Annotated in this window: 22 protein-coding genes; 7 read left to right on the top strand and 15 right to left on the bottom strand. The window is 66.3% G+C overall.

Annotated elements, in window-relative coordinates:
- Positions 1 to 75: 75 nt before the first annotated feature.
- On the bottom strand, positions 76 to 921 hold the full coding sequence (gene thiD / locus ACWEH3_RS01370) for a bifunctional hydroxymethylpyrimidine kinase/phosphomethylpyrimidine kinase (protein ID WP_450015422.1): 846 nt from the start codon (positions 919 to 921) through the stop codon (positions 76 to 78).
- Positions 922 to 1,010: 89 nt separating this feature from the next.
- Between thiD and ACWEH3_RS01365 the strand changes: the two genes are divergently transcribed.
- Positions 1,011 to 2,147: a GTP-binding protein gene (locus ACWEH3_RS01365; protein ID WP_450015424.1), complete on the top strand. Its 1,137-nt coding sequence runs from the start codon at positions 1,011 to 1,013 to the stop codon at positions 2,145 to 2,147.
- 56 nt (positions 2,148 to 2,203) lie between these two features.
- On the opposite strand, the gene ACWEH3_RS01360 is transcribed toward ACWEH3_RS01365, so the two are convergent.
- Together ACWEH3_RS01360 and ACWEH3_RS01355 are read right to left on the bottom strand one after the other, a co-directional pair.
- Positions 2,204 to 2,827, bottom strand: coding sequence for an NAD(P)-dependent oxidoreductase (locus ACWEH3_RS01360; RefSeq protein WP_450015426.1), 624 nt, complete (start codon positions 2,825 to 2,827; stop codon positions 2,204 to 2,206).
- Between the two features lie 106 nt (positions 2,828 to 2,933).
- Entirely contained in the window at positions 2,934 to 4,016 is a 1,083-nt protein-coding gene (locus ACWEH3_RS01355; RefSeq protein ID WP_450015428.1) for an epoxide hydrolase family protein, read from the bottom strand.
- A gap of 86 nt (positions 4,017 to 4,102) precedes the next feature.
- Here ACWEH3_RS01355 and ACWEH3_RS01350 point away from each other — a divergent pair, with 86 nt between their 5' ends.
- Positions 4,103 to 4,747, top strand: a complete 645-nt coding sequence (locus tag ACWEH3_RS01350; RefSeq protein WP_412804906.1) for a TetR/AcrR family transcriptional regulator — start codon at positions 4,103 to 4,105, stop codon at positions 4,745 to 4,747.
- A gap of 57 nt (positions 4,748 to 4,804) precedes the next feature.
- Positions 4,805 to 5,212, top strand: a complete 408-nt coding sequence (locus ACWEH3_RS01345; RefSeq protein ID WP_450015430.1) for a VOC family protein — start codon at positions 4,805 to 4,807, stop codon at positions 5,210 to 5,212.
- A gap of 76 nt (positions 5,213 to 5,288) precedes the next feature.
- Here the strand turns inward: ACWEH3_RS01345 and ACWEH3_RS01340 are convergent, their stop codons facing one another.
- Positions 5,289 to 5,675: a MerR family transcriptional regulator gene (locus ACWEH3_RS01340; RefSeq protein WP_450015432.1), complete on the bottom strand. Its 387-nt coding sequence runs from the start codon at positions 5,673 to 5,675 to the stop codon at positions 5,289 to 5,291.
- A 50-nt stretch (positions 5,676 to 5,725) separates the two neighbouring features.
- Between ACWEH3_RS01340 and ACWEH3_RS01335 the strand changes: the two genes are divergently transcribed.
- Positions 5,726 to 6,502, top strand: a complete 777-nt coding sequence (locus ACWEH3_RS01335; RefSeq protein ID WP_450015434.1) for an MBL fold metallo-hydrolase — start codon at positions 5,726 to 5,728, stop codon at positions 6,500 to 6,502.
- Positions 6,503 to 6,756: 254 nt separating this feature from the next.
- Here the strand turns inward: ACWEH3_RS01335 and ACWEH3_RS01330 are convergent, their stop codons facing one another.
- The 4 genes from ACWEH3_RS01330 to ACWEH3_RS01315 form a co-directional block, all read right to left on the bottom strand.
- On the bottom strand, positions 6,757 to 6,942 hold the full coding sequence (locus ACWEH3_RS01330) for a hypothetical protein (protein ID WP_450015436.1): 186 nt from the start codon (positions 6,940 to 6,942) through the stop codon (positions 6,757 to 6,759).
- 87 nt (positions 6,943 to 7,029) lie between these two features.
- On the bottom strand, positions 7,030 to 7,830 hold the full coding sequence (locus ACWEH3_RS01325) for an inositol monophosphatase family protein (RefSeq protein ID WP_039802561.1): 801 nt from the start codon (positions 7,828 to 7,830) through the stop codon (positions 7,030 to 7,032).
- Between the two features lie 124 nt (positions 7,831 to 7,954).
- Positions 7,955 to 8,149 carry a hypothetical protein gene (locus ACWEH3_RS01320; RefSeq protein ID WP_039802559.1) on the bottom strand — a complete coding sequence of 65 codons (195 nt, stop codon included), beginning with the start codon at positions 8,147 to 8,149 and terminating at the stop codon, positions 7,955 to 7,957.
- Positions 8,150 to 8,218: 69 nt separating this feature from the next.
- Positions 8,219 to 8,488 carry a hypothetical protein gene (locus ACWEH3_RS01315; protein WP_450015439.1) on the bottom strand — a complete coding sequence of 90 codons (270 nt, stop codon included), beginning with the start codon at positions 8,486 to 8,488 and terminating at the stop codon, positions 8,219 to 8,221.
- Positions 8,489 to 8,720: 232 nt separating this feature from the next.
- On the opposite strand from ACWEH3_RS01315, the gene ACWEH3_RS01310 reads away from it, so the two are divergent.
- The gene (locus tag ACWEH3_RS01310; protein ID WP_450015441.1) at positions 8,721 to 9,947 is read left to right on the top strand and encodes a helix-turn-helix domain-containing protein; all 1,227 of its coding nucleotides are present in this window, start codon (positions 8,721 to 8,723) and stop codon (positions 9,945 to 9,947) included.
- Positions 9,948 to 10,073: 126 nt separating this feature from the next.
- Here ACWEH3_RS01310 and ACWEH3_RS01305 read toward each other — a convergent pair whose 3' ends face one another.
- Together ACWEH3_RS01305 and ACWEH3_RS01300 are read right to left on the bottom strand one after the other, a co-directional pair.
- Positions 10,074 to 10,868: a thioesterase family protein gene (locus ACWEH3_RS01305; protein WP_450015443.1), complete on the bottom strand. Its 795-nt coding sequence runs from the start codon at positions 10,866 to 10,868 to the stop codon at positions 10,074 to 10,076.
- 149 nt (positions 10,869 to 11,017) lie between these two features.
- Complete coding sequence (locus ACWEH3_RS01300) at positions 11,018 to 12,262, bottom strand: KasA/KasB family beta-ketoacyl-ACP synthase (protein WP_450015569.1); 1,245 nt, start codon at positions 12,260 to 12,262, stop codon at positions 11,018 to 11,020.
- Positions 12,263 to 12,301: 39 nt separating this feature from the next.
- Here ACWEH3_RS01300 and ACWEH3_RS01295 point away from each other — a divergent pair, with 39 nt between their 5' ends.
- Complete coding sequence (locus ACWEH3_RS01295; RefSeq protein WP_450015445.1) at positions 12,302 to 12,859, top strand: TetR/AcrR family transcriptional regulator; 558 nt, start codon at positions 12,302 to 12,304, stop codon at positions 12,857 to 12,859.
- 181 nt (positions 12,860 to 13,040) lie between these two features.
- Here the strand turns inward: ACWEH3_RS01295 and ACWEH3_RS01290 are convergent, their stop codons facing one another.
- Positions 13,041 to 13,502 (bottom strand): MarR family winged helix-turn-helix transcriptional regulator, encoded by a 462-nt coding sequence (locus ACWEH3_RS01290; protein WP_450015447.1) that lies wholly within the window; start codon positions 13,500 to 13,502, stop codon positions 13,041 to 13,043.
- Between the two features lie 57 nt (positions 13,503 to 13,559).
- Between ACWEH3_RS01290 and ACWEH3_RS01285 the strand changes: the two genes are divergently transcribed.
- On the top strand, positions 13,560 to 13,961 hold the full coding sequence (locus tag ACWEH3_RS01285) for a VOC family protein (RefSeq protein WP_450015449.1): 402 nt from the start codon (positions 13,560 to 13,562) through the stop codon (positions 13,959 to 13,961).
- 71 nt (positions 13,962 to 14,032) lie between these two features.
- On the opposite strand, the gene ACWEH3_RS01280 is transcribed toward ACWEH3_RS01285, so the two are convergent.
- The 4 genes from ACWEH3_RS01280 to ACWEH3_RS01265 form a co-directional block, all read right to left on the bottom strand.
- Positions 14,033 to 14,656 (bottom strand): PIN domain-containing protein, encoded by a 624-nt coding sequence (locus tag ACWEH3_RS01280; RefSeq protein ID WP_450015451.1) that lies wholly within the window; start codon positions 14,654 to 14,656, stop codon positions 14,033 to 14,035.
- A gap of 52 nt (positions 14,657 to 14,708) precedes the next feature.
- On the bottom strand, positions 14,709 to 15,182 hold the full coding sequence (locus tag ACWEH3_RS01275) for a helix-turn-helix domain-containing protein (RefSeq protein WP_450015453.1): 474 nt from the start codon (positions 15,180 to 15,182) through the stop codon (positions 14,709 to 14,711).
- Between the two features lie 291 nt (positions 15,183 to 15,473).
- Positions 15,474 to 17,126, bottom strand: coding sequence for a phosphomethylpyrimidine synthase ThiC (thiC, locus tag ACWEH3_RS01270; protein WP_450015455.1), 1,653 nt, complete (start codon positions 17,124 to 17,126; stop codon positions 15,474 to 15,476).
- Positions 17,127 to 17,328: 202 nt separating this feature from the next.
- The gene (locus tag ACWEH3_RS01265; protein WP_450015457.1) at positions 17,329 to 17,775 is read right to left on the bottom strand and encodes a hypothetical protein; all 447 of its coding nucleotides are present in this window, start codon (positions 17,773 to 17,775) and stop codon (positions 17,329 to 17,331) included.
- Between the last annotated feature and the right edge of the window lie 70 nt (positions 17,776 to 17,845).

The following is a 17,845-nucleotide window of genomic DNA, read 5'->3' as shown; positions in this document are numbered from 1 at the left end:
CGCCTCGCCGTTGAAGCCATCCGTGTCGGCGACGTCTTCAGTATCGCAGCGCCCACCGACAAGAAATGGCGCCGATCAGCTCCGGTGCAAACGCCACAGCGGGGACACCGGCCCATGGCCCGCGCCGAGATCGTAGGACGCGGCCAAGCAGCGGTAGGTCCACTCCTTGGCGAACTCGACCGCTTCGGGCACCGGATAGCCGTGGGCGAGCGCGCAGGCGATCGCGGCGGCCAGGGTGTCGCCGCCGCCGTGGTCGTTGCCGGTCGCGATGCGCGGCGCGGTGAACTCGAGGAATTGCTCGCCGTCGAACAGCAGGTCGGCGCTGTATTTGGAGGAACGCAGGTGCCCGCCCTTGACGATCGCCCACCGCGGTCCCAGCTTGTGCAGCGCCTCGGCCGCGCGCCGCGCAGAATCGTCGTCCGCTACCTCGATGCCCGTGAGCAGGCGGACCTCGTCCAGGTTCGGCGTCACCACGGTCGCGAGCGGAATCAGGGTGCTGCGCAGCGCGTCCAGCGCTTCGGCGTGCAGCAGCGGGTCGCCGTGCATCGAGGCCGCCACCGGATCGACGACCAGCGGAATCTCGCCGTCGCGGCCGATGCCGACCTCCCGGCACACCTCCGCGACCGCCTCGATGATCGCGGTCGAGGCCAGCATGCCGGTCTTCGCGGCGCCGACCCCGATGTCCCCGGCGACCGAGCGCACCTGAGCGGCGACGACCTGCGGCGGAATCTCGTGGAAATCGCTGACGCCCACCGTGTTCTGCACGGTCACCGCCGCGACCGCGACCAGGGCGTGCACGCCGCACAGCGCCATGGTGCGGGTATCGGCTTGGATTCCGGCGCCTCCGCCGGAATCGGTACCGGCAATGGTGAGCGCCCGGACGGGGGTCTGCCCCTCGGCGGGCAATGGCAGCAATTTCACGACCCAAACCCTACGGCGGCGTCGTTCTCCGGCTACGAGCAACCGGACCCGTCCATTCAGACAAAATGAAAATCGTTATCATTAACTTCATGGACTCCGATCTGCTTCCCGTCACCGTGCTGTCCGGCTTCCTCGGTGCGGGCAAGACGACGCTGCTCAACCACATCCTCGCCACCCGGGAGGGCCGCCGGGTCGCGGTCATCGTCAACGACATGAGTGAGGTGAACATCGACGCCGCGCTGGTCGCGGGCCAAGGCCACCTCGACCGCACCGAAGAGAAGCTGGTCGAACTGACCAACGGCTGCATCTGCTGCACCCTGCGCGAGGACCTGATCGAGGCGGTGGCCCGGCTCGCCCGCGAGGGCCGGTTCGATCAGCTGGTGATCGAGTCCACCGGCATCTCCGAGCCGATGCCGGTGGCCGCGACCTTCGACTGGGAGTTCGAGGACGGGTTCCGGCTCGGCGACGTCGCCCGGCTGGACACCATGGTGACCGTGGTCGACGCCTCGACCTTCCTCGCGGAAGTGGCGCGTGGCCAAGCGCTGGCCGAGCGGAGCCTGGAAGCGGGCGAGGGCGACGCGCGCACCATCGCCGACCTGCTGGTGGATCAGGTCGAGTTCGCCGACGTCGTGCTGGTCAACAAGACCGACCTGGTCGGCGTCGCGGCGGCGGGCGCGGTGGAGGCCACGGTGCGCAGGCTCAATCCGCGCGCTCACGTGCTGCGCACCAGCAACGGTGTGGTCGACCTGCGCGAGGTGCTCGACACCGGCCGGTTCAACCCGCTGGTCGCCGCGACGGCCGAAGGGTGGGCGGAGGAACTCGCAGGCGGCCACACGCCGGAGACCGAGGAGTACGGCATCCGCAGCCTCACCTACACCGCCGATCGGCCGTTCCATCCACTGCGCCTTTCCGGCGCGCTGGAGCGGTTGCGCGGTCTGTTGCGCAGCAAGGGATTCTGCTGGATCGCGAGCCGCTCGACGCTGGCCGCGGTGTGGTCGCAAGCGGGACCGAACCTGGTTTTCGAACCCGCCGCCTGGTGGTCGTCGCTGGAGATGCCGCCGGGGCAGGAGATCGTGTTCATCGGGATCGGGCTGGACTGCGAGAAGGTGCGTGCACTGCTGGACGGCGCCCTGCTCACCGAGGCGGAGTTCGCCGAGGGACCGGGTGCGTGGGCGGAGTATCCCGATCCGTTCCCGGCCTGGGGTGAACCGCACGAGCACGCATGAGGTGCGTCGGCCCACGCTCCAGGCGTGGGCCGCTTTCGTGCCGCCGCATGGTGCGCTCAGTTCGAGATACCGGGCGCCTGGCGCAGGTAGGTGGTGTCGGTCAGTTGCTCGATCATGAAGTCGGCGATGTCGGCACGGGCGATCTTCAGGATGAGTCCGCGCTCGTCCGCCGGGAACCCGCGTCGGTAGCCGCCGGTGGCCGGTCCGTCGGTGAACGCGCTCGGCCGCACGATCGTCCAGTCCAGGTCGCTGGCCAGGACGTACTCCTCCTGCTCGACGTGGTCGGCATAGGCGGGGCGCAGCAGCAAGCCGAACATCACGTACTTCCACAGGAAGTTCAGGTTGCCCTTGCTGTCGCCCACGCCGAGCGTCGTCTGGCAGATCAGCCGTTTCACGCCCGTGCGCCGCATCGCGTCGATGATCGCTTTGGTGCCGCCCGCCCGGACCACGCCCTTGCGGCCGTTGCCGAGCGAGACCAGCACCGCGTCCTGTCCCTCCACCGCGCGTTGCACCGAATCGGTGTCCAGCACATCGCCTTCCACGACGCGCAGCCGCTCGTGCCGCTGCGTGACGCTCGCGGCGCTGCGGGTGAAGGCCGTCACCTCGTGACCCTCCCGCAGCGCCTGCTCGACGACGAGACGACCGACGGTACCGGTGGCTCCGAAGACCGCGATTCGCATGGTTTCTCTCCTTGTTCGAAAGCTGTTGTGCTGTTGTTGAATCCAGTACATCAGCGGGAATCGAGACGAACCATGGCCGCGACTCTCGATGCCATAAGCGACTGTCTCAGCGCAGCTTCGCGAAGAACTCCGTGATCTCCTCCGTCATGAGCGCGGGCGCCACATGGTGCAGGTAGTGGGTGAACACATCGTGCGTGCGCCACGAGACGATGTTGTGATCGCGCTCGGCGAAGCGCCGGATGCCGTGGAAATCGCCGGAGGAGCCGCACAGCGCGAGCGGAACCGTGGTCGGCGCGGTGGGGTGCTCGGCCTTGTCCTTCTCGAAGTAGTGCCGGATCGCCGAGCCCGCGGTGCCGGTGAGCCAATGGATCGCGATATTGGTCAGCACGAAGTCGTCGTCCAGATCCGGGCCGAGCAGTTGGCCGTTCCAGCCGACCAATCCGGCGGGCGAATCCGTGATCGCGTGCGCCAGCGTCTGCGGCTGCTGGGATTGCAGCACGTTGAAGCCCATCTTGTTCTTCACGAACCAGTCCAGGGTGGCCAGCGACCGCTGCTCGTCCCCGTCGAGATCGGCCAGTTCGGCCGGGTCGCCGGACGGGAACGAGTACACCTGCGCGACGTGCACGCCGACGACGTTCTCTGGAGCCACCCGCCCGAGTTCCGGCGAGATCTGCGATCCACCGTCGTTGCCCACCGCGCCGTAGCGGGCGTAGCCGAGCCGCCGCATTAGCTCCGCCCAGGCGCGGGCGATGCGGGCGTCGTTCCAGCCCGCCTCGGTGGTGGGGCCGGAGAAGCCGTACCCCGGGACCGAGGGGATCACCAGATCGAATCCGGCCGTGGTGAGCGGCTCGATGACGCCGACGAACTCGACGAAGGTGCCGGGCCAGCCGTGCGTGAGGATCAGCGGGAACGTGTCCTCCTGTGCAGATTTCACGTGCAGGAAATGGATGTTCTGACCGTCGATCTCGGTGGTGAACTGCGGGTAGGCGTTCAGCGCGTTCTCGACCGCGCGCCAGTCGAACCCGTCGCGCCAGTAATCGACCAGGTGACGGACGCGCTCGACGCTCACCCCGTAGGTGTCGCCCGAGCCGGGGATCTGCTGAGCCCACCGGGTACGTGCGAGCCGGTCGCGCAGATCGTCCAGCTCGGCCTGGTCGATGTCGATGCGGAAGGGGGTGATCGCGGTCATGTCCTGCTCCTAGTGAAACGGAATGCTCTGTTCTGTTCCAACCGTAACAGAACGGATCATTCCGTTTCAAGTGCTACGCTGAATTCATGCCGAGAACATCCGACGCCCCAGCTCAGAAGGGTCTGCCCGGCCGCAAAGCGCAGGCGGCCCGCAACGACGGCTTGATCCTGGAGGCCGCCCGCGTGGTCTTCCTCGCCGACGCGACGGCCCCGATCTCCGCCGTCGCCGAACGCGCGGGCGTCGGGATCAGCGCGCTCTACCGCCGCTATCCGAGCAAGGAAGTGCTGCTGCGCACGCTCTGCCATGACGGTCTGCGCCGATACAACAAGGAGGCCGAAGCGGCGCTGGAGGATTCGGACGGATGGCGCGGACTCGTCGGCTTCTTGGAGCGCGTGGTGGACGCGGACGTGCATTCCCTCGCCGTGCACCTCGCGGGCACGTTCACCCCCGACGAATCGATCCTCCCCGACGTCCTGCGCTCCGGCGAGGCGACCGAGGAACTCGTGCGCCGCGCCCACGCCACCGGCAAGCTGCGTCCCGACGTCACCCCGCAGGACCTCGGCCTGATCCTGGAATCCTGCGCGGCGGTCGCGGTGCCCGACCCCGAGCGCACGGTCCAGTTGCGCCGCCGCGTGCTCGCGATGCTCGTCGCCGGACTGAGCTCCGACGGCGAACTCCCCGGCCCACCGCCCGCGCCGGACGAGTTCTCCTGGCGGTGGGCACGGCGATGAATTTCCCGGGGTGAACCGGTCCGCACTGGTACGAATAGTCCACCGAAAGGAAGTGCCGTGAACTGGACGCTCGAGGTCGTGATCGTGCCCGTGTCGGACATCGACCGGGCCAAGCGGTTCTACGCGGAGCGACTGGGCTTCGCCGTCGACCACGATACGAAGATCGGCGAGGGCGTGCGCATAGTGCAACTCACCCCGCCCGGCTCGGGCTGCTCGATCGTGATCGGCAAGGGCGCCGTGCCGGACATGACCCCCGGATCGCAACAAGGCCTGCAACTAGTGGTCAACGACCTGCGCAAAGCCCATGAGGAGCTGGCCTCCCGCGGCGTCGAGGTCACTGAAATCCAAGTCCTCGGCGAAAACCCGACCCCCGTGCCCGACCCCTTGGACAACGTCGGATTCTTCTTCTTCACCGACCCGGACGGCAACGGCTGGGGCGTCCAACAGATCTCGACCCGCCCGTGACCTGATTTCGACCGGCGATGCGGCGCTCGTTCTCCGGCAGCGCCTCCTGCCCGACCGCCTCCCTAGTTCTTGCGGGTCAGGACGTTGATGCCGCGAAGCCCCGGCATGCGGGGCAATCACGCACGATCGGATGCGAGCACTCCAAGACATGGTCGAGGTAGTTGGCGGTCTGTGCGAGTTGGGCGCGTTGCCGGTTGATTGCCTCGCGCTGCTCGGCGACCAGCTGTCGGCGTTGTCTGCGGTCACCATTGAGCAGGCGAGCGATCACGTCGAGCGGCATGCCCGCCTGTTGGCACTTGAGGGCGACGGATAGTGCATCCAGTGATTGCGCGTCGTACCGTCGAGCCCCGGCCGCTGTGCGATGCGGGGTGACTATTCCCACGGTTTCCCAATGTCTCAGAAGGTGGGTCGATACCCCGAGGTGCTCGGCGGCGTCACCGATGCTCAGTAGTTCCTTGGGCACGGGACCATGTCGTTGACTTCGTGTCGACACGAACTTCTAGCATCTGGTGAGTGCAAATCCATGAAATCAACTGCGGAAACCTCAACGTCCCCGGCGGCGAGGCTGTCTTCGGCGTTCCTCATTTTATCTGCCGTTGCCTGCTCATCGAGGTGGACGACCGCCTGGTCGCTGTCGACACAGGTATCGGCCACAAGGACATCGAGTCTCCCGAGGAACGTTTGGGGCAGGACTGGCTGAGGCGCGTCAACCCGGCGCTGGACCCCAGCGAGACCCTGCTGGCCCAGGTGAAGGCGTTGGGGCGCAATCCGCGCGATCTATCCGACGTGGTCCTCACCCACCACCACCGCGACCACGTCGGCGGCCTGGCCGACTTCCCGTGGGTGCGCGTGCACGCCAGCCCCGCGTGCCGCGCCGTAGCCGACGAGGGCAAGGACCGAGTCATCCCCGCACAGTGGTCCCATGGGGTGCTGTGGGCTCCGACACCGAAGCCGGCTGCCGATTGGCGGGGGTTTTCCACCTGGACGCTGGAAGACATTCCGGAATCGGTCCGGCTGGTCGCTCTGCCCGGCCACTCGCCGGGCCACGCCGGCGTAGTGATCGCCGACCCAAACGCCGGTCAGGAACTTCTGCACGTCGGTGATGCGTTCCACCACCACGCCCAACTCGCTTGCACCGCACCCGCGGCGGTCGAGGCGTTCGCCGCATCTACGCAGCACGATGAAGTAGCAAGATTGCACACGCAGCGGCTGCTGGCCGAACTGGCCGCAGAGGGGTCGGTTCGGCTCGTCAACGCACACGACCCGGGTATCGCGGCGGTGGGCGACTGAGGTGGTTCCCCAGCCGCCAGCCCACTGCCACCAAGGCCGACGTCCTCGCTCGGACGGAGCACCTTCGCCGCACCAACAAATGGTCTGCATCCCGGATCGCATTCGACTCCACGACGACGGCATCGTGATCGGTCGAAATCGACCCCATGCTCGACCCCCTCGATGCTGTCAATTTTCCTTTTCTTCTAACTCGACATCGCCACCGTGCGAACCCATCTCGCGCAAGTAAGTCTGCTCTCGGGTAACCCGGGCGATCATCGGTCGTCCCTCGTGGGCACCATGCGCCCGGCCTCACGCAGCACGCGCAGGGCGTGCGCCCGCGCCCCACACGAGGTGGCGTCGCAGTCGAGGTGGTCTTGCATGGCCGAATGGGCTTCACCCACCAGGTAGGGAATGGATGGTGCGGCGTGCTCGGGCTCCTGAGGCTCAGGGTCGATCATCCATGGCAACACCCAAAACAAGAGAATGAATCCGCCCACAACGGCGGCGGCGATAATCAAAATTGCTCCTGGCCGGGCTGGTCAGGATCAATAGATCGATTCGTTGACCAAGTTCATGAGTTCGTCGGCGATGGCGGGCGAGACGGCGATCGTGTCCGGAGAGTCGAGGCTGTGGCGGCGAGAGCTCGAGTCGAGGACAACAGCACCCGCCTCCCGGGCGATGAGCACGCCGGCCGCCGTGTCCCAAGGCTTGTTGGACAGCATGACGCAGGCGTCGGTCCGCCCCTCGGCAACCCACACCAGATCGAGGGCGGCGGATCCGAACATTCGTACCCGCTCGACAGTTGCCGCCAGCGCGGCGGTGAGAGCGATGCGGCGCTCGTTCTCCGGCTCCGCCCCCTGCCCGACCGCATAGTCTCCGATGGAAACGATCGCTTGGCGGAGAGTTTTGGTGTCGCTCGCTCGGATCGGCTTGTCATTGCTCCACGCACCGCGCTCAACGGCCGCGTAGTACTCCAGGCCGAGGAACGGTGCGCCGATGACTCCGATCACCGGTTCGCCGTTGTGCACGAGAGCCAGCGATACAGCGCACAGCGGCAGCCCGTGAATGAAGTTGGACGTTCCGTCGATCGGATCCAGAACCCACATATACCGCGCCTTGTGTGCGGGCGACCTGTCATCGAGCTCCTCACCGAGAAACCCGCACTCGGGTGTCGCGTCGGCCAGATACCGCCTGATGTCATCTTGGATTCGATGGTCCAGGCCGGTTACGTAGTCGCGATCGCCCTTGGTGTGGATGGTTCCTCGATCGGCGGTGTGGAGAAGTTCAGCCCCCCGCTCCACGGCCGAACGAGCGATTTCGAGTAATTCGATTAGACTCGCTGTCATACCGGAGCGACCTCCTAGCGCTGGACGACATTACTTTCGGACTGCCGCATGGCCTGCAATTTATCTGCCCGGATTGGCAACGGCTAGTCGATGCGACAGATCTCGACCTTTCCGTGGGCTCGCTTCACCGAGTGTCATTCGATAGACCTGCCCATTCCCGGATTGCGTCGGCGATGCGCTGAAGATGCTCCGGTGACCGATCGTTCGCTTCCCTGAGCAGGTCGAGGTACTCCTCAGCGGTGTATGGCATTCCATCCGGGCCCACGATGTACATCGAGCCGTCGATGTGCGACTGCATCATCCCGATGGGTTCGCTCATGTCATCGCCACCATGCGGTGCTCGAGACGCCCGCAAGTAGATCCGCTCCCCAGGTAACCCGCCGGGCAATCATCGGTCGTCCCTCGCGGGCACCATGCGCCCCGCCTCACGCAGTACGCGAACGGCGTGCGCCCGCGCCTCGCATGAGGTGGCGTCGCAGTCGAGGTGGTCTTGCATGACCAAGTGGGCTTCATCCGCAAGGTAGGGAATGGATGGTGCGGCGTGATCTGGCTCCTGGGGCCGATGGTCGATCATCCATGGCAGCACCCAAAACAAGAGAATGAATCCGCCCACGACGGCGGCAACCATAATCAAAACCGCTGAAATATCTGCGGACATCTGATACCCCCTTGCGCGTTTGTTCTGTCGAATCGAATAGGCACTCAATGCGGGTGGCTTTCGGTTGAACCGTTTACGACCTGGAGTCCGGTGTCGTGGTCGTGGACCCGATATCGAGTGCTGCGACTTACGGTAGGGATGCGCCAGGCGGGGCCGGGTACATTTCGTACCATCCGTTCGCATTTGGTCCGATACTCTTTACTCACACGGGCACGTCGCGTAGGAGGGCGCCATGCAGGACCCCTGGGATGAAGCACCTGTCGGTAAGCGGATCAAGGCCCTGCGTGAGCGTGCGGGCATGTCGCGGCCTGTCCTGGCCGGACTTGTCGGCCGGTCGGCGGAGTGGATCAAAGCTGTTGAGGCAGGTCGCCTTCAACCTCCGAAGCTGCCGATGTTGCTGCGAATCGCGCAAGCTCTCGAGGTGAAGGACCTAGCCGAGTTGACCGGCAACGGACATGCGGTGTCGGTGGCGGTCTTCGCCGGTGCGCAACATGAAGCGCTCGCCGAGGTGCGTCGCGCACTCACCGACTACCGGATGACATCGAGCCCACGCCCGGCCAGTGTCGAGCACCTGGCGATCCGATTGGCTCAGGCGTGGAAGATTCGCCACAGTAGCCCCGACCACCGCACCCAGTTGGGGGCGCTGCTGCCCGGCCTTATCCGCGACGCGCAGCAGGCGGCGCGCATTCCAGGGGCGGGTCGTAGAGAAGCGCGTCGTGTGCTCGCAGGTGTGTATCAGCTCGCGGACTTCTTCGTCGCTTATCAGCCTGCGCCCGAACTGGTCTGGCTGGTCGCCGACCGTGCCATGAACGAGGGCTTCGAAGCCGATGATCCGTATGCGATCGCGTGCAGTACATGGGCGATGGCGCAGGCGCTGCGGGACTCCGGCCGCTGGGAGGAAGCGCTCGACCTGATCCGCGATGCGCTGGGCCAGTTGGAGCCCTATCTGAGCAGGGATGAGACACCGGATGATTGGCGGGGGATCGCAGGTGCTCTCGAAGCCGAAGCCGCGTATGTGCACGGTCGCCGCGGCCGCTATGGGGAGGCGTGGGCGCATTGGGAGTCGGCCGATGCGATGGCCCGCAATCTGGGTCGAGAGTATCGGCATGTGCAGTCATCGTTTTCCATGCCCGTGATGACGGCCCATGCGACGACGCTCGGTGTGGAGCTGCGGCGTTCGGCAGAGGCTCTTCGTGCGGCGGGGAATGTGGATGCGGAGACGATCGTGTCGGTGCCGCGCCGGAGCCGCCACTACATCGAGGTCGCACGGGCACATGCGCAGCGGCGGGAGTCCGCAGCGGTGTTCGCGATGCTGGAGAGGTCGGAGCAGACAGCGCCGGAGACCATTCGATACAACGGGTTCGCGCGGGAGATGATCCACGACCTGGTGCAGCACCCGCCGACGGGGATGAGCCGCGACGTGCGGAACCTGAGCCGCCGCGTCGGCGTACTCGTGTAGCTGCCGACCTCTCGCCCTGACGGCTGTCAGTCGCGTCGAAGCTACGACCACAAGATTGGGCAATCCAGCAGACCCAGACCCGTCTGTGAACGCGTCGGTGACGAACGCCGAGTGGGTCTGCCTCGGTTATCGGTTGCCGAGGAAGAGGGTTTGCGTGCTGCGGCCCAAGGGACCCTTTTCGTCGTAGAGCGCTGATTCCGCCATACCTATGCCATGGGGTTGGGGGTAGGTGACGGCGTCGAGGCAGACCCATTCGCCCGCCGGCTGGCGGTACAGGGTGACCGTCAGGTCGGTGTTGATGAACAAGTACTTCGACCAGTCCAGGACCGCGCTCACGCCGTTGCCGGAGTCCGCGGCCGCGAGGGTGCGCTCCAGTGGGCTCGGATCGGTTCCCGCGACGATCGGGTGCTTGATCCTGATCCAGCAGATCGCCGGGCCTGGTTCGGAGAAGGATCCGCTGACGAAGCGGTAATCGATGGCCGTGTGGAACCCGATCGGCTGGGCGGACGGGAACGGCTCGGGCGCGTCCGCCTGCTCCGGGCCGGGGCGCGAGCCCGTCGGCAAGAAGCGTTCCGGCAGCGGCAATTCCGGCTCGGCCAGCTTGAATCGCCAGGCATTCGCCCGCATCACCGGCCCGCGCTCGGTGGACAGCGTCGCTTCGATGAGCTCGACGCTGCGGCCGGGACGTACGACGCGCGCCCGGGCGGTGAGCGGTTCCAGCGGCACCGGGCCGAGGATCTCGACGGCGACCCGGCCGACCTGGAACCCGGGCCGTGGCTCGCACCGCTCGATCACGTGCCCGAGCAGCGCCGACGGTGGGCCGGCGTGCTGGGCGTCCGGCGACCAGGGGCCACGGGTGAACTCGGTGGAGATGAATCGGTCCGGCCGATCGGGATCGGGTAGGTAGAAGGCGTCAGTCATGACCGTGCCTTGCCCGCGCCCGGCTGAGTGCGGGCCTGCGCGCGGTGTCCTCGGTTGCTTCGCTGACGCTCGCTCACGTCGCTGTCCATCCTTCGGGCCGATCGGTCGCTTGCACAACGACGGTAACCCGCCCCGGAACGGGCTCGGGATCAGACCCGGCCGAACGCGAGCGCGACGTTGTGCCCGCCGAAACCGAACGAGTTGTTCAGTGCGAAATCGATGTGTTGAGTACGCGGCGAGCCCGAGACGATGTCGAGATCGATCTCCGGATCGAGGTTGTCGAGGTTCAACGTGGGCGGGACGACCTGATCGCGCAGGGTGAGCATGGTGACCAGCGATTCCAACGCGCCGACCGCCCCGATCGAGTGACCGAGCGCGGATTTCGGAGCGTAGACCGAGGCGTCGGGTACGACGGAGGTGATCGCGTTGGCCTCCGAGGCGTCGCCGATGGAGGTCGACGTGGCGTGGGCGTTCACATGCTGGATGTCCGAAGCGCGCAGTCCCGCGATCTCGATGGCCTTGCGCATCGCGCGGGCCGCGCCGAGCCCCTCCGGTTCGGAGGCGACGATGTGATAGGCGTCGGATGTGATGCCCGCGCCGAGTATCCGCCCGTGCACGGTCGCGCCGCGCGCGCGTGCGTGCCGCTCGGACTCGAGCACCAGCAGCGCGCCCGCCTCGCCGAAGACGAACCCGTCGCGGTCCCGGTCGAACGGGCGGGACGCGCGTTCCGGTTCGTCGTTGCGGGTGCTCATGGCGCGCATCATGGCGAAGCTCGCGATGGGCACGGCGTCGATGTGTCCTTCGACCCCGCCCGCCACCACTACGTCCGCCTCGCCGGTGGTGATCAGCCGCCAGGCGTGTGCGATCGCCTCCGAACCCGACGAACATGCCGAGACGGGAGCGAAAACGCCTGCTCTGGCACCAATTTCGAGCCCCACGGTGGCGGCCGGACCGTTCGGCATCACCATCGGCACCGACATCGGCGACACCTTGCGGTAGCCACCGGCGCGCATCGCGTCGACCGCGGAGATCAGCGCGTCACCACCGCCGAGCCCGGTGCCGATCGCCACTGCCAAGCGTTCGCCGTCCACCTCGGGCGCGCCCGCCGCGCGCCAGACCCGGCGGCCGAGCACCAGCGCCATCTGCTCGACGTAGGAATGTCTGCGCTGTTCGACCCGGCTCAGTTCCGCGCCGGGTTGTGACTGCAACTTGCCGCCGATGCGGACCGGCAGGTCGTACTCGGCCACGAAATCGTCATCCAATGCGCCGATCCCGCTGTGCCCCGCCAGCAAACCGGACCAGGTCGTATCCATGTCGTCGGCCAGCGACGTGGTCGCCGCGTATCCGGTGACCACGACCGAATTCCGAGTTTCTGAAGCGATTGTTACAGTCACGATGTCATGAATACCTGTACCGATCGCTACAGTCAACTCATGGCCCGCCCCCTCGACCACGCCAAACGCGCAGAACTGCTCGCCGCCGTCGTGCGCTACATCGCCGATCACGGCCTCGCGGACCTGTCGCTGCGCCCGCTGGCCGCCGAACTCGGCACCAGCTCGCGCATGCTGATCTACTACTTCACGACCAAGGAGGAATTGCTGGTCCAAGCGCTGGCGACGCAGCGCCCCGACATCGCGGCGATGTTCGCCGACATCGGTGACGCTGCGGAACTGCGCGACCGGCTGTGGGATTTCTGGACCGCGAACGCCTCGGGCGACGGCCGCACCAGCGTCAGGGTGATGCTTCAGGTGCTCGGCGCGGCCTGTGCGCCGCGAAGTCCGTATGCCGATTACGCCAACTCGGCCATCGCGATCTTCGTCTCGGCGCTGGCCGACGGGCTGCGCGTCATCGATTCCATTGATGACCCGGAAATTGTCGCTACACTGCTGATTTCGGGTCTGCGCGGAATTCTGCAAGACCGGCTGATCACCGGCGAGGTCGAGCGCACCGATCGCGCGGCCCGCCGCCTGATCGAACAGACGGTGCTCTGAACAGTTTTATCGGCGCATCGGCGGTGGGCAGAGTTCGAGCCGTCGTGCGGTCGGTGGCGGTGGAATCTGGTAGCGACGCTGCTGCTCGGCACAGTCGTGGCCTGCGCGTGCGACTCGCTCTGCGACGAGGGCGGGATGATCAGATCGCTCGCCTCGCCCGGCTCGTCTCGCGCGGAGGCGATCACTCGGTGCGTGACCCCGGGTACGCATGCGCGAAGAGACGTTCCAGCATCGCATGCAGCTGCTCTCGCTCCGCCGGGTCGAGCGGGGCGAGGATCTCGTCGCCGACCCGACCGGCTTCGCGATCCAGGGAACGCAACGCCGTACGGCCGGTCCGGGTGAGGCGCACGGTGATGCGGCGGCGGTCCCGCTCGTCCCGCGCACGTTCCACCTGACCGGCGGCTTCCAGTTCGTCGACGATCTTGGCCACGTCGCTGGGGTGGATGGACAGGCGCTCGGCCAAGTCCCGCTGTGCGTGCGGGCCGAAGTCGGCGAGCGCCGCGAGGATCGCCATGTGCCACAGGCGCAGGCCGCGAGCGGCGAGGCGGTCGGCGAACCCGGTGCGCGCGGCCTTGCCGACCCGCGACAGGAGGTAGATGTCGAGGCCGAGCAGGCTCGGTGGGAGTGCGCGTCCGGTATCCATCGGCCTATTGTAGGAGGGAACCTACAATAGGTCCGCACCAACTAATCGGAGATCACCGTGGACGCGCTACATCCGAGACTCCTGGTCACCCGCTTCGCCGACTGCTTCGACTTCTACGCGGCGGTGCTGCCCGAGTTGATCGGGGCGACTCTCGTCAAGGGAACCGCCGCCGGTCCATACGCGAACTGGGACGTCGCGGACCAAGGCGCACTCGTGCTCTTCGATCGCGCCGCGATGGCTGAGGTCATCGGCACGTCTACGCTGCCTGCCGCACCGTCGCAGGACGCGGTGATGTTCGTCTGCCGAGTGCCCGATGTCGACGCGGGCACGAAGCTGTGCGCCGACCACGGCGCGACCGTGGTCGCGGGCCCAGCCGACCGCCCACACTGGAGCCCTGGTCTGCGCACCGCCCACTTGCGCGACCCTGAGGGCACGCTGATCGAACTCCAGTCCTATTGAGCGCCAGGTAGTTCGACGATTCATGCCGCCGCACGCCAGCCGGTGCCCACCGGAGTATCAGGCGTTGTACTTTACAAATCCGGTTCGCGCAGAAGAGCGTTGACATCAAGTGTCAGTAGATGCTTTCGGACGCGTTCTGCGAAAGCGGGCGCTCCAGCCGCCTTCAGTCGTTCAGGGAGTCCAGCGCTGCTGGTGTCGCTATTGCGAACGTAGTAGACGAGTTGCTTCGCGGTGACGGCTCGAACTATTCGAGGGGCTGAGTCATCGACAAGCTCGAAGAATTCATCGGCTGTGTAGATCTCGTAGGGAAGCTCGTCCATCTGAGTGAAGTGCTTGTCGTTGTTGGTGAGCAGAATGTCTATGGCAGCGTGAACCGCCGCGCAATGGACATGGGCGTCGCCCACGTCGGGGTAAGTCACCGACTTATCGATCGTGTAGCCGGTTATGCGGCCCGTCTTGAACGTGTGCTCGAGTCTGCGGCGTATGCCTCCGACCTGAGCGTCATCCAGCAGCGGGTTCTTTTTTCGCAGGTGGTAGTGGAATTCCGCCATGATGTCGTCAGTCCACATGACCTCGAACATCTCATTGCCCGGCTGAAGATAGAGCAGTGCGAGCCAATCCCGGAGCGTGCGGGAGTACAGGACGTTCGCATCGACAAGAACATTCGTACCCCACCCGCTGACCATGACGGACATGGTACAAGCGGACGGGGCAGGACTTACCGGATCGAACAGGCATGGCAAGCAGTCAGTCGACCACGCCGAGTTCATCTTCGATAGCGCGCAGGTCGTCGAAAGCCTGACGCTGCGCACCCCGCTGAAGGTCCTTGTGCGCGAAGACATCCCTGCTGAAAAGTCTCGTGTGCGAGCCCACCTTGTGCGCAGGCAAGGTGCCTTCGTTGACCAGCTTCATCAGTGTCGGACGTGAGATGCCCAGCATCTTTGCGGCGACTGTGGTGGTCACCTCGTTCGGGACGCTGCCGACAGTCACGGTGCAGCCACGGCTGACGAGGTCGAGAATCTGAGAGATCAGCGCCGTCAGCTGGGCGGGCATTTCGACGGAGTCCCCACCTTGGAGACCGACGGTAATGGTCTCCTCCGCATCACCCGACGCGACGCCGCGAGCCTGCTCGACGCGGGCCTTGAACGCCCGGGCCTGCTCGACTTCGCTTGCGGTGATCGACACGACCGCTTTCTCGTCGTGCATAAGCGACGGACTCATCGACTCGAACTCCTCTCCGCTTTCGCAGGTACCGCTTACCGTAGGCCCTTGCACTTATAAGTGCAAGGGCGACGTGGGGTTCGCAGACACCGGCAGCGGCTGTGAGTCCGACGACGCGTCGACTCGAAACGCGCTACTCGGGCCGCAATCCTCACTGATCCGAGAGCGCTTGCCCCTGTGAGTGCCTCCACCTCGAAACCCTGAGCAGATGAGATCCGGCGTCGAAGACTCGGCCGGATTCGTCCTCCGTCGCCCGCCGCATCGTGGAGATGCGGCGGGCTCAGGCGGTGACTACGAGACCACGGGCAAATAGACGGCGTTGCCGTGGCTGGCGAACTCGGCGGACTTCTCCGCCATGCCCGCCTCCAGTGCCTCGGCGTCGTTCAAGCCCTGACGCTCGGCGTATTCGCGCACGTCCGCGGAGATCCGCATCGAGCAGAACTTGGGGCCGCACATGGAGCAGAAGTGTGCGGTCTTCGCCGGTTCGGCGGGCAGCGTCTCGTCGTGGTACTCGCGCGCGGTGTCCGGGTCGAGGGACAGTGCGAACTGGTCGCGCCAGCGGAATTCGAAGCGGGCCTGGGACAGCGCGTCGTCGCGCTGCTGTGCGTGCGGATGGCCCTTGGCCAGGTCGGCGGCGTGTGCGGCGATCTTGTAGGTGATCACGCCGACCTTCACGTCGTCGCGGTTGGGCAGGCCGAGGTGTTCCTTCGGCGTGACGTAGCAGAGCATGGCGGTGCCCGCCTGCGCGATGATGGCGGCGCCGATCGCGGAGGTGATGTGGTCGTAGGCAGGGGCGATGTCGGTGGCGAGCGGACCGAGGGTGTAGAACGGCGCCTCCTCGCACAGCTCCTCCTCGAGCCGCACGTTCTCCACGATCTTGTGCATCGGCACGTGCCCCGGGCCCTCGATCATCACCTGCACGCCATAGGATTTCGCGATCTTGGTCAGTTCGCCCAGGGTGCGCAGTTCCGCGAACTGCGCCTCGTCGTTGGCGTCGGCGATGGAGCCGGGCCGCAGGCCGTCACCGAGGGAGAAGGTGACGTCGTAGCGGGCCAGGATCTCGCAGAGCTCCGCGAAGTGCGTGTAGAGGAACGATTCCTGGTGATGCGCGAGGCACCAGGCCGCCATGATGGATCCGCCGCGCGAGACGATACCGGTCACTCGCTTGGCGGTCAGCGGAATGTAGCGCAGCAGCACGCCCGCGTGGACGGTCATGTAGTCGACGCCCTGTTCGCACTGCTCGATCACGGTGTCCCGGTAGATTTCCCAGGTCAGCGCGGTCGGGTCGCCGTTCACCTTCTCCAGCGCCTGGTAGATCGGCACGGTGCCGACCGGGACGGGGGAGTTGCGCAGAATCCACTCGCGGGTCTCGTGAATGTTCTTGCCGGTGGACAGGTCCATGATGGTATCCGCGCCCCAGCGGGTGGCCCACACCATCTTCTCCACCTCCTCGGCGATCGAGGAGGACACGGCCGAGTTGCCGATGTTCGCATTGATCTTGACCAGGAACTTCTTGCCGATGATGGTCGGCTCGAGCTCCGGATGTTTGTGGTTGGCCGGGATCACCGCGCGGCCCGCGGCGACCTCTTCCCGCACCGATTCCGGCGAGACGCCTTCCCGCGCGGCGATGAAACGCATCTCCGGCGTGACGATGCCCTCGCGGGCCCAGGCGAGCTGGGTACGCGGGCCCTTCCCCTCGGGTCTGGTCCACGTGTCGCGCAGTTTCGGTAGCCCGCCTTCGAGATCGATCGTCGCCGACTCGTCGGTATACGGTCCCGAGGTGTCGTAGACGTCGAAGTGCTCGCCATTGGTCAGATTGATCCGGCGCACCGGAATGCGCAGGTCATCGACCTCGAGATAGTGCTTGATGCTGCCCTCGATCGGGCCGGTGGTGACGCTGTCGACGGGTGCGGATCCGCCGTCGGACGCAGCGGCGCGTGCCATTTTTCCTCCCTACGCCGGCATTACCCGGTCAGGTTCATACGGTCGACGGCCCTGACGCCTCTCGGCTAGCCGTCCTCTCAGCCCGCTGGTGCGAGCCCCCGTTGGTTTGTGAAATTTTCCCGCCCGACCATACCCGGACCCGCCGAGCGTCTGCCCGGCGATTCGGCGGGATCGAGTGAAGTCGCAGGCAGCGGCGTGGGAATCAGGGGTCTTCCGCTGGCTGCGGGGTGGCCGAATGGCCCGGCGCGCCGTGGGTGCGGCGAGCTTCTTTCATCTCGGCCTCGTAGATGTGGCGGCGGCCGTCGAGCAGTTCGTCGCGGGCGGCGCGCTCGATGTCGCGGAACAGGTCGTAGTAACCGTCGTCGTATTCCTCGACGATCTGGAATGTCCAGCGTCCGGCCAGCACGTTGCGCCCGATCAACTCGGCGGAGATCCGATCGGCGATGTGCGCGTGACCCGCCGCGCGGAACAGCTCCACCGCTATGTCGAGCGCCAGATCGGCCCCGCCGGTCAGTTGGTGGAAGGAGTACAGGTGGCCGCGGGCGCGTTCGACGATCTCCAGGGCCTCCGAGAGTTTGCCGGTGGCGGCGACGGTGCCGTCGTCGACGCCATCGGGGCGGCGGTGCTGAGCGGCCGGGCGATCGGTCATGACCTCGCTCCTTGTCCGGAGGATGGGTGCGGCCGTGAACTCCGCGGTCGGCCGGGCAGCGGAGATCGAG

Source organism: Nocardia sp. NPDC004718, from assembly GCF_053601535.1.
The sequence above is the reverse complement of the archived record's forward strand: the minus strand, read 5'-3'. Positions and strand labels throughout refer to the sequence as shown.

Bases quoted from the DNA above. Each gene is read 5' to 3' on its own strand.
- ACWEH3_RS01365 (WP_450015424.1), top strand. From the start codon at position 1,011: ATGGACTCCGATCTGCTTCCCGTCACCGTGCTGTCCGGCTTCCTCGGT.
- ACWEH3_RS01360 (WP_450015426.1), bottom strand. From the start codon at position 2,827: ATGCGAATCGCGGTCTTCGGAGCCACCGGTACCGTCGGTCGTCTCGTC.
- ACWEH3_RS01355 (WP_450015428.1), bottom strand. From the start codon at position 4,016: ATGACCGCGATCACCCCCTTCCGCATCGACATCGACCAGGCCGAGCTG.
- ACWEH3_RS01350 (WP_412804906.1), top strand. From the start codon at position 4,103: ATGCCGAGAACATCCGACGCCCCAGCTCAGAAGGGTCTGCCCGGCCGC.
- ACWEH3_RS01330 (WP_450015436.1), bottom strand. From the start codon at position 6,942: ATGATCGACCCTGAGCCTCAGGAGCCCGAGCACGCCGCACCATCCATT.
- ACWEH3_RS01325 (WP_039802561.1), bottom strand. From the start codon at position 7,830: ATGACAGCGAGTCTAATCGAATTACTCGAAATCGCTCGTTCGGCCGTG.
- ACWEH3_RS01320 (WP_039802559.1), bottom strand. From the start codon at position 8,149: ATGAGCGAACCCATCGGGATGATGCAGTCGCACATCGACGGCTCGATG.
- ACWEH3_RS01315 (WP_450015439.1), bottom strand. From the start codon at position 8,488: ATGTCCGCAGATATTTCAGCGGTTTTGATTATGGTTGCCGCCGTCGTG.
- ACWEH3_RS01310 (WP_450015441.1), top strand. From the start codon at position 8,721: ATGCAGGACCCCTGGGATGAAGCACCTGTCGGTAAGCGGATCAAGGCC.
- ACWEH3_RS01305 (WP_450015443.1), bottom strand. From the start codon at position 10,868: ATGACTGACGCCTTCTACCTACCCGATCCCGATCGGCCGGACCGATTC.
- ACWEH3_RS01295 (WP_450015445.1), top strand. From the start codon at position 12,302: ATGGCCCGCCCCCTCGACCACGCCAAACGCGCAGAACTGCTCGCCGCC.
- ACWEH3_RS01290 (WP_450015447.1), bottom strand. From the start codon at position 13,502: ATGGATACCGGACGCGCACTCCCACCGAGCCTGCTCGGCCTCGACATC.
- ACWEH3_RS01280 (WP_450015451.1), bottom strand. From the start codon at position 14,656: ATGTCCGTCATGGTCAGCGGGTGGGGTACGAATGTTCTTGTCGATGCG.
- ACWEH3_RS01275 (WP_450015453.1), bottom strand. From the start codon at position 15,182: ATGAGTCCGTCGCTTATGCACGACGAGAAAGCGGTCGTGTCGATCACC.
- thiC (WP_450015455.1), bottom strand. From the start codon at position 17,126: ATGGCACGCGCCGCTGCGTCCGACGGCGGATCCGCACCCGTCGACAGC.
- ACWEH3_RS01265 (WP_450015457.1), bottom strand. From the start codon at position 17,775: ATGACCGATCGCCCGGCCGCTCAGCACCGCCGCCCCGATGGCGTCGAC.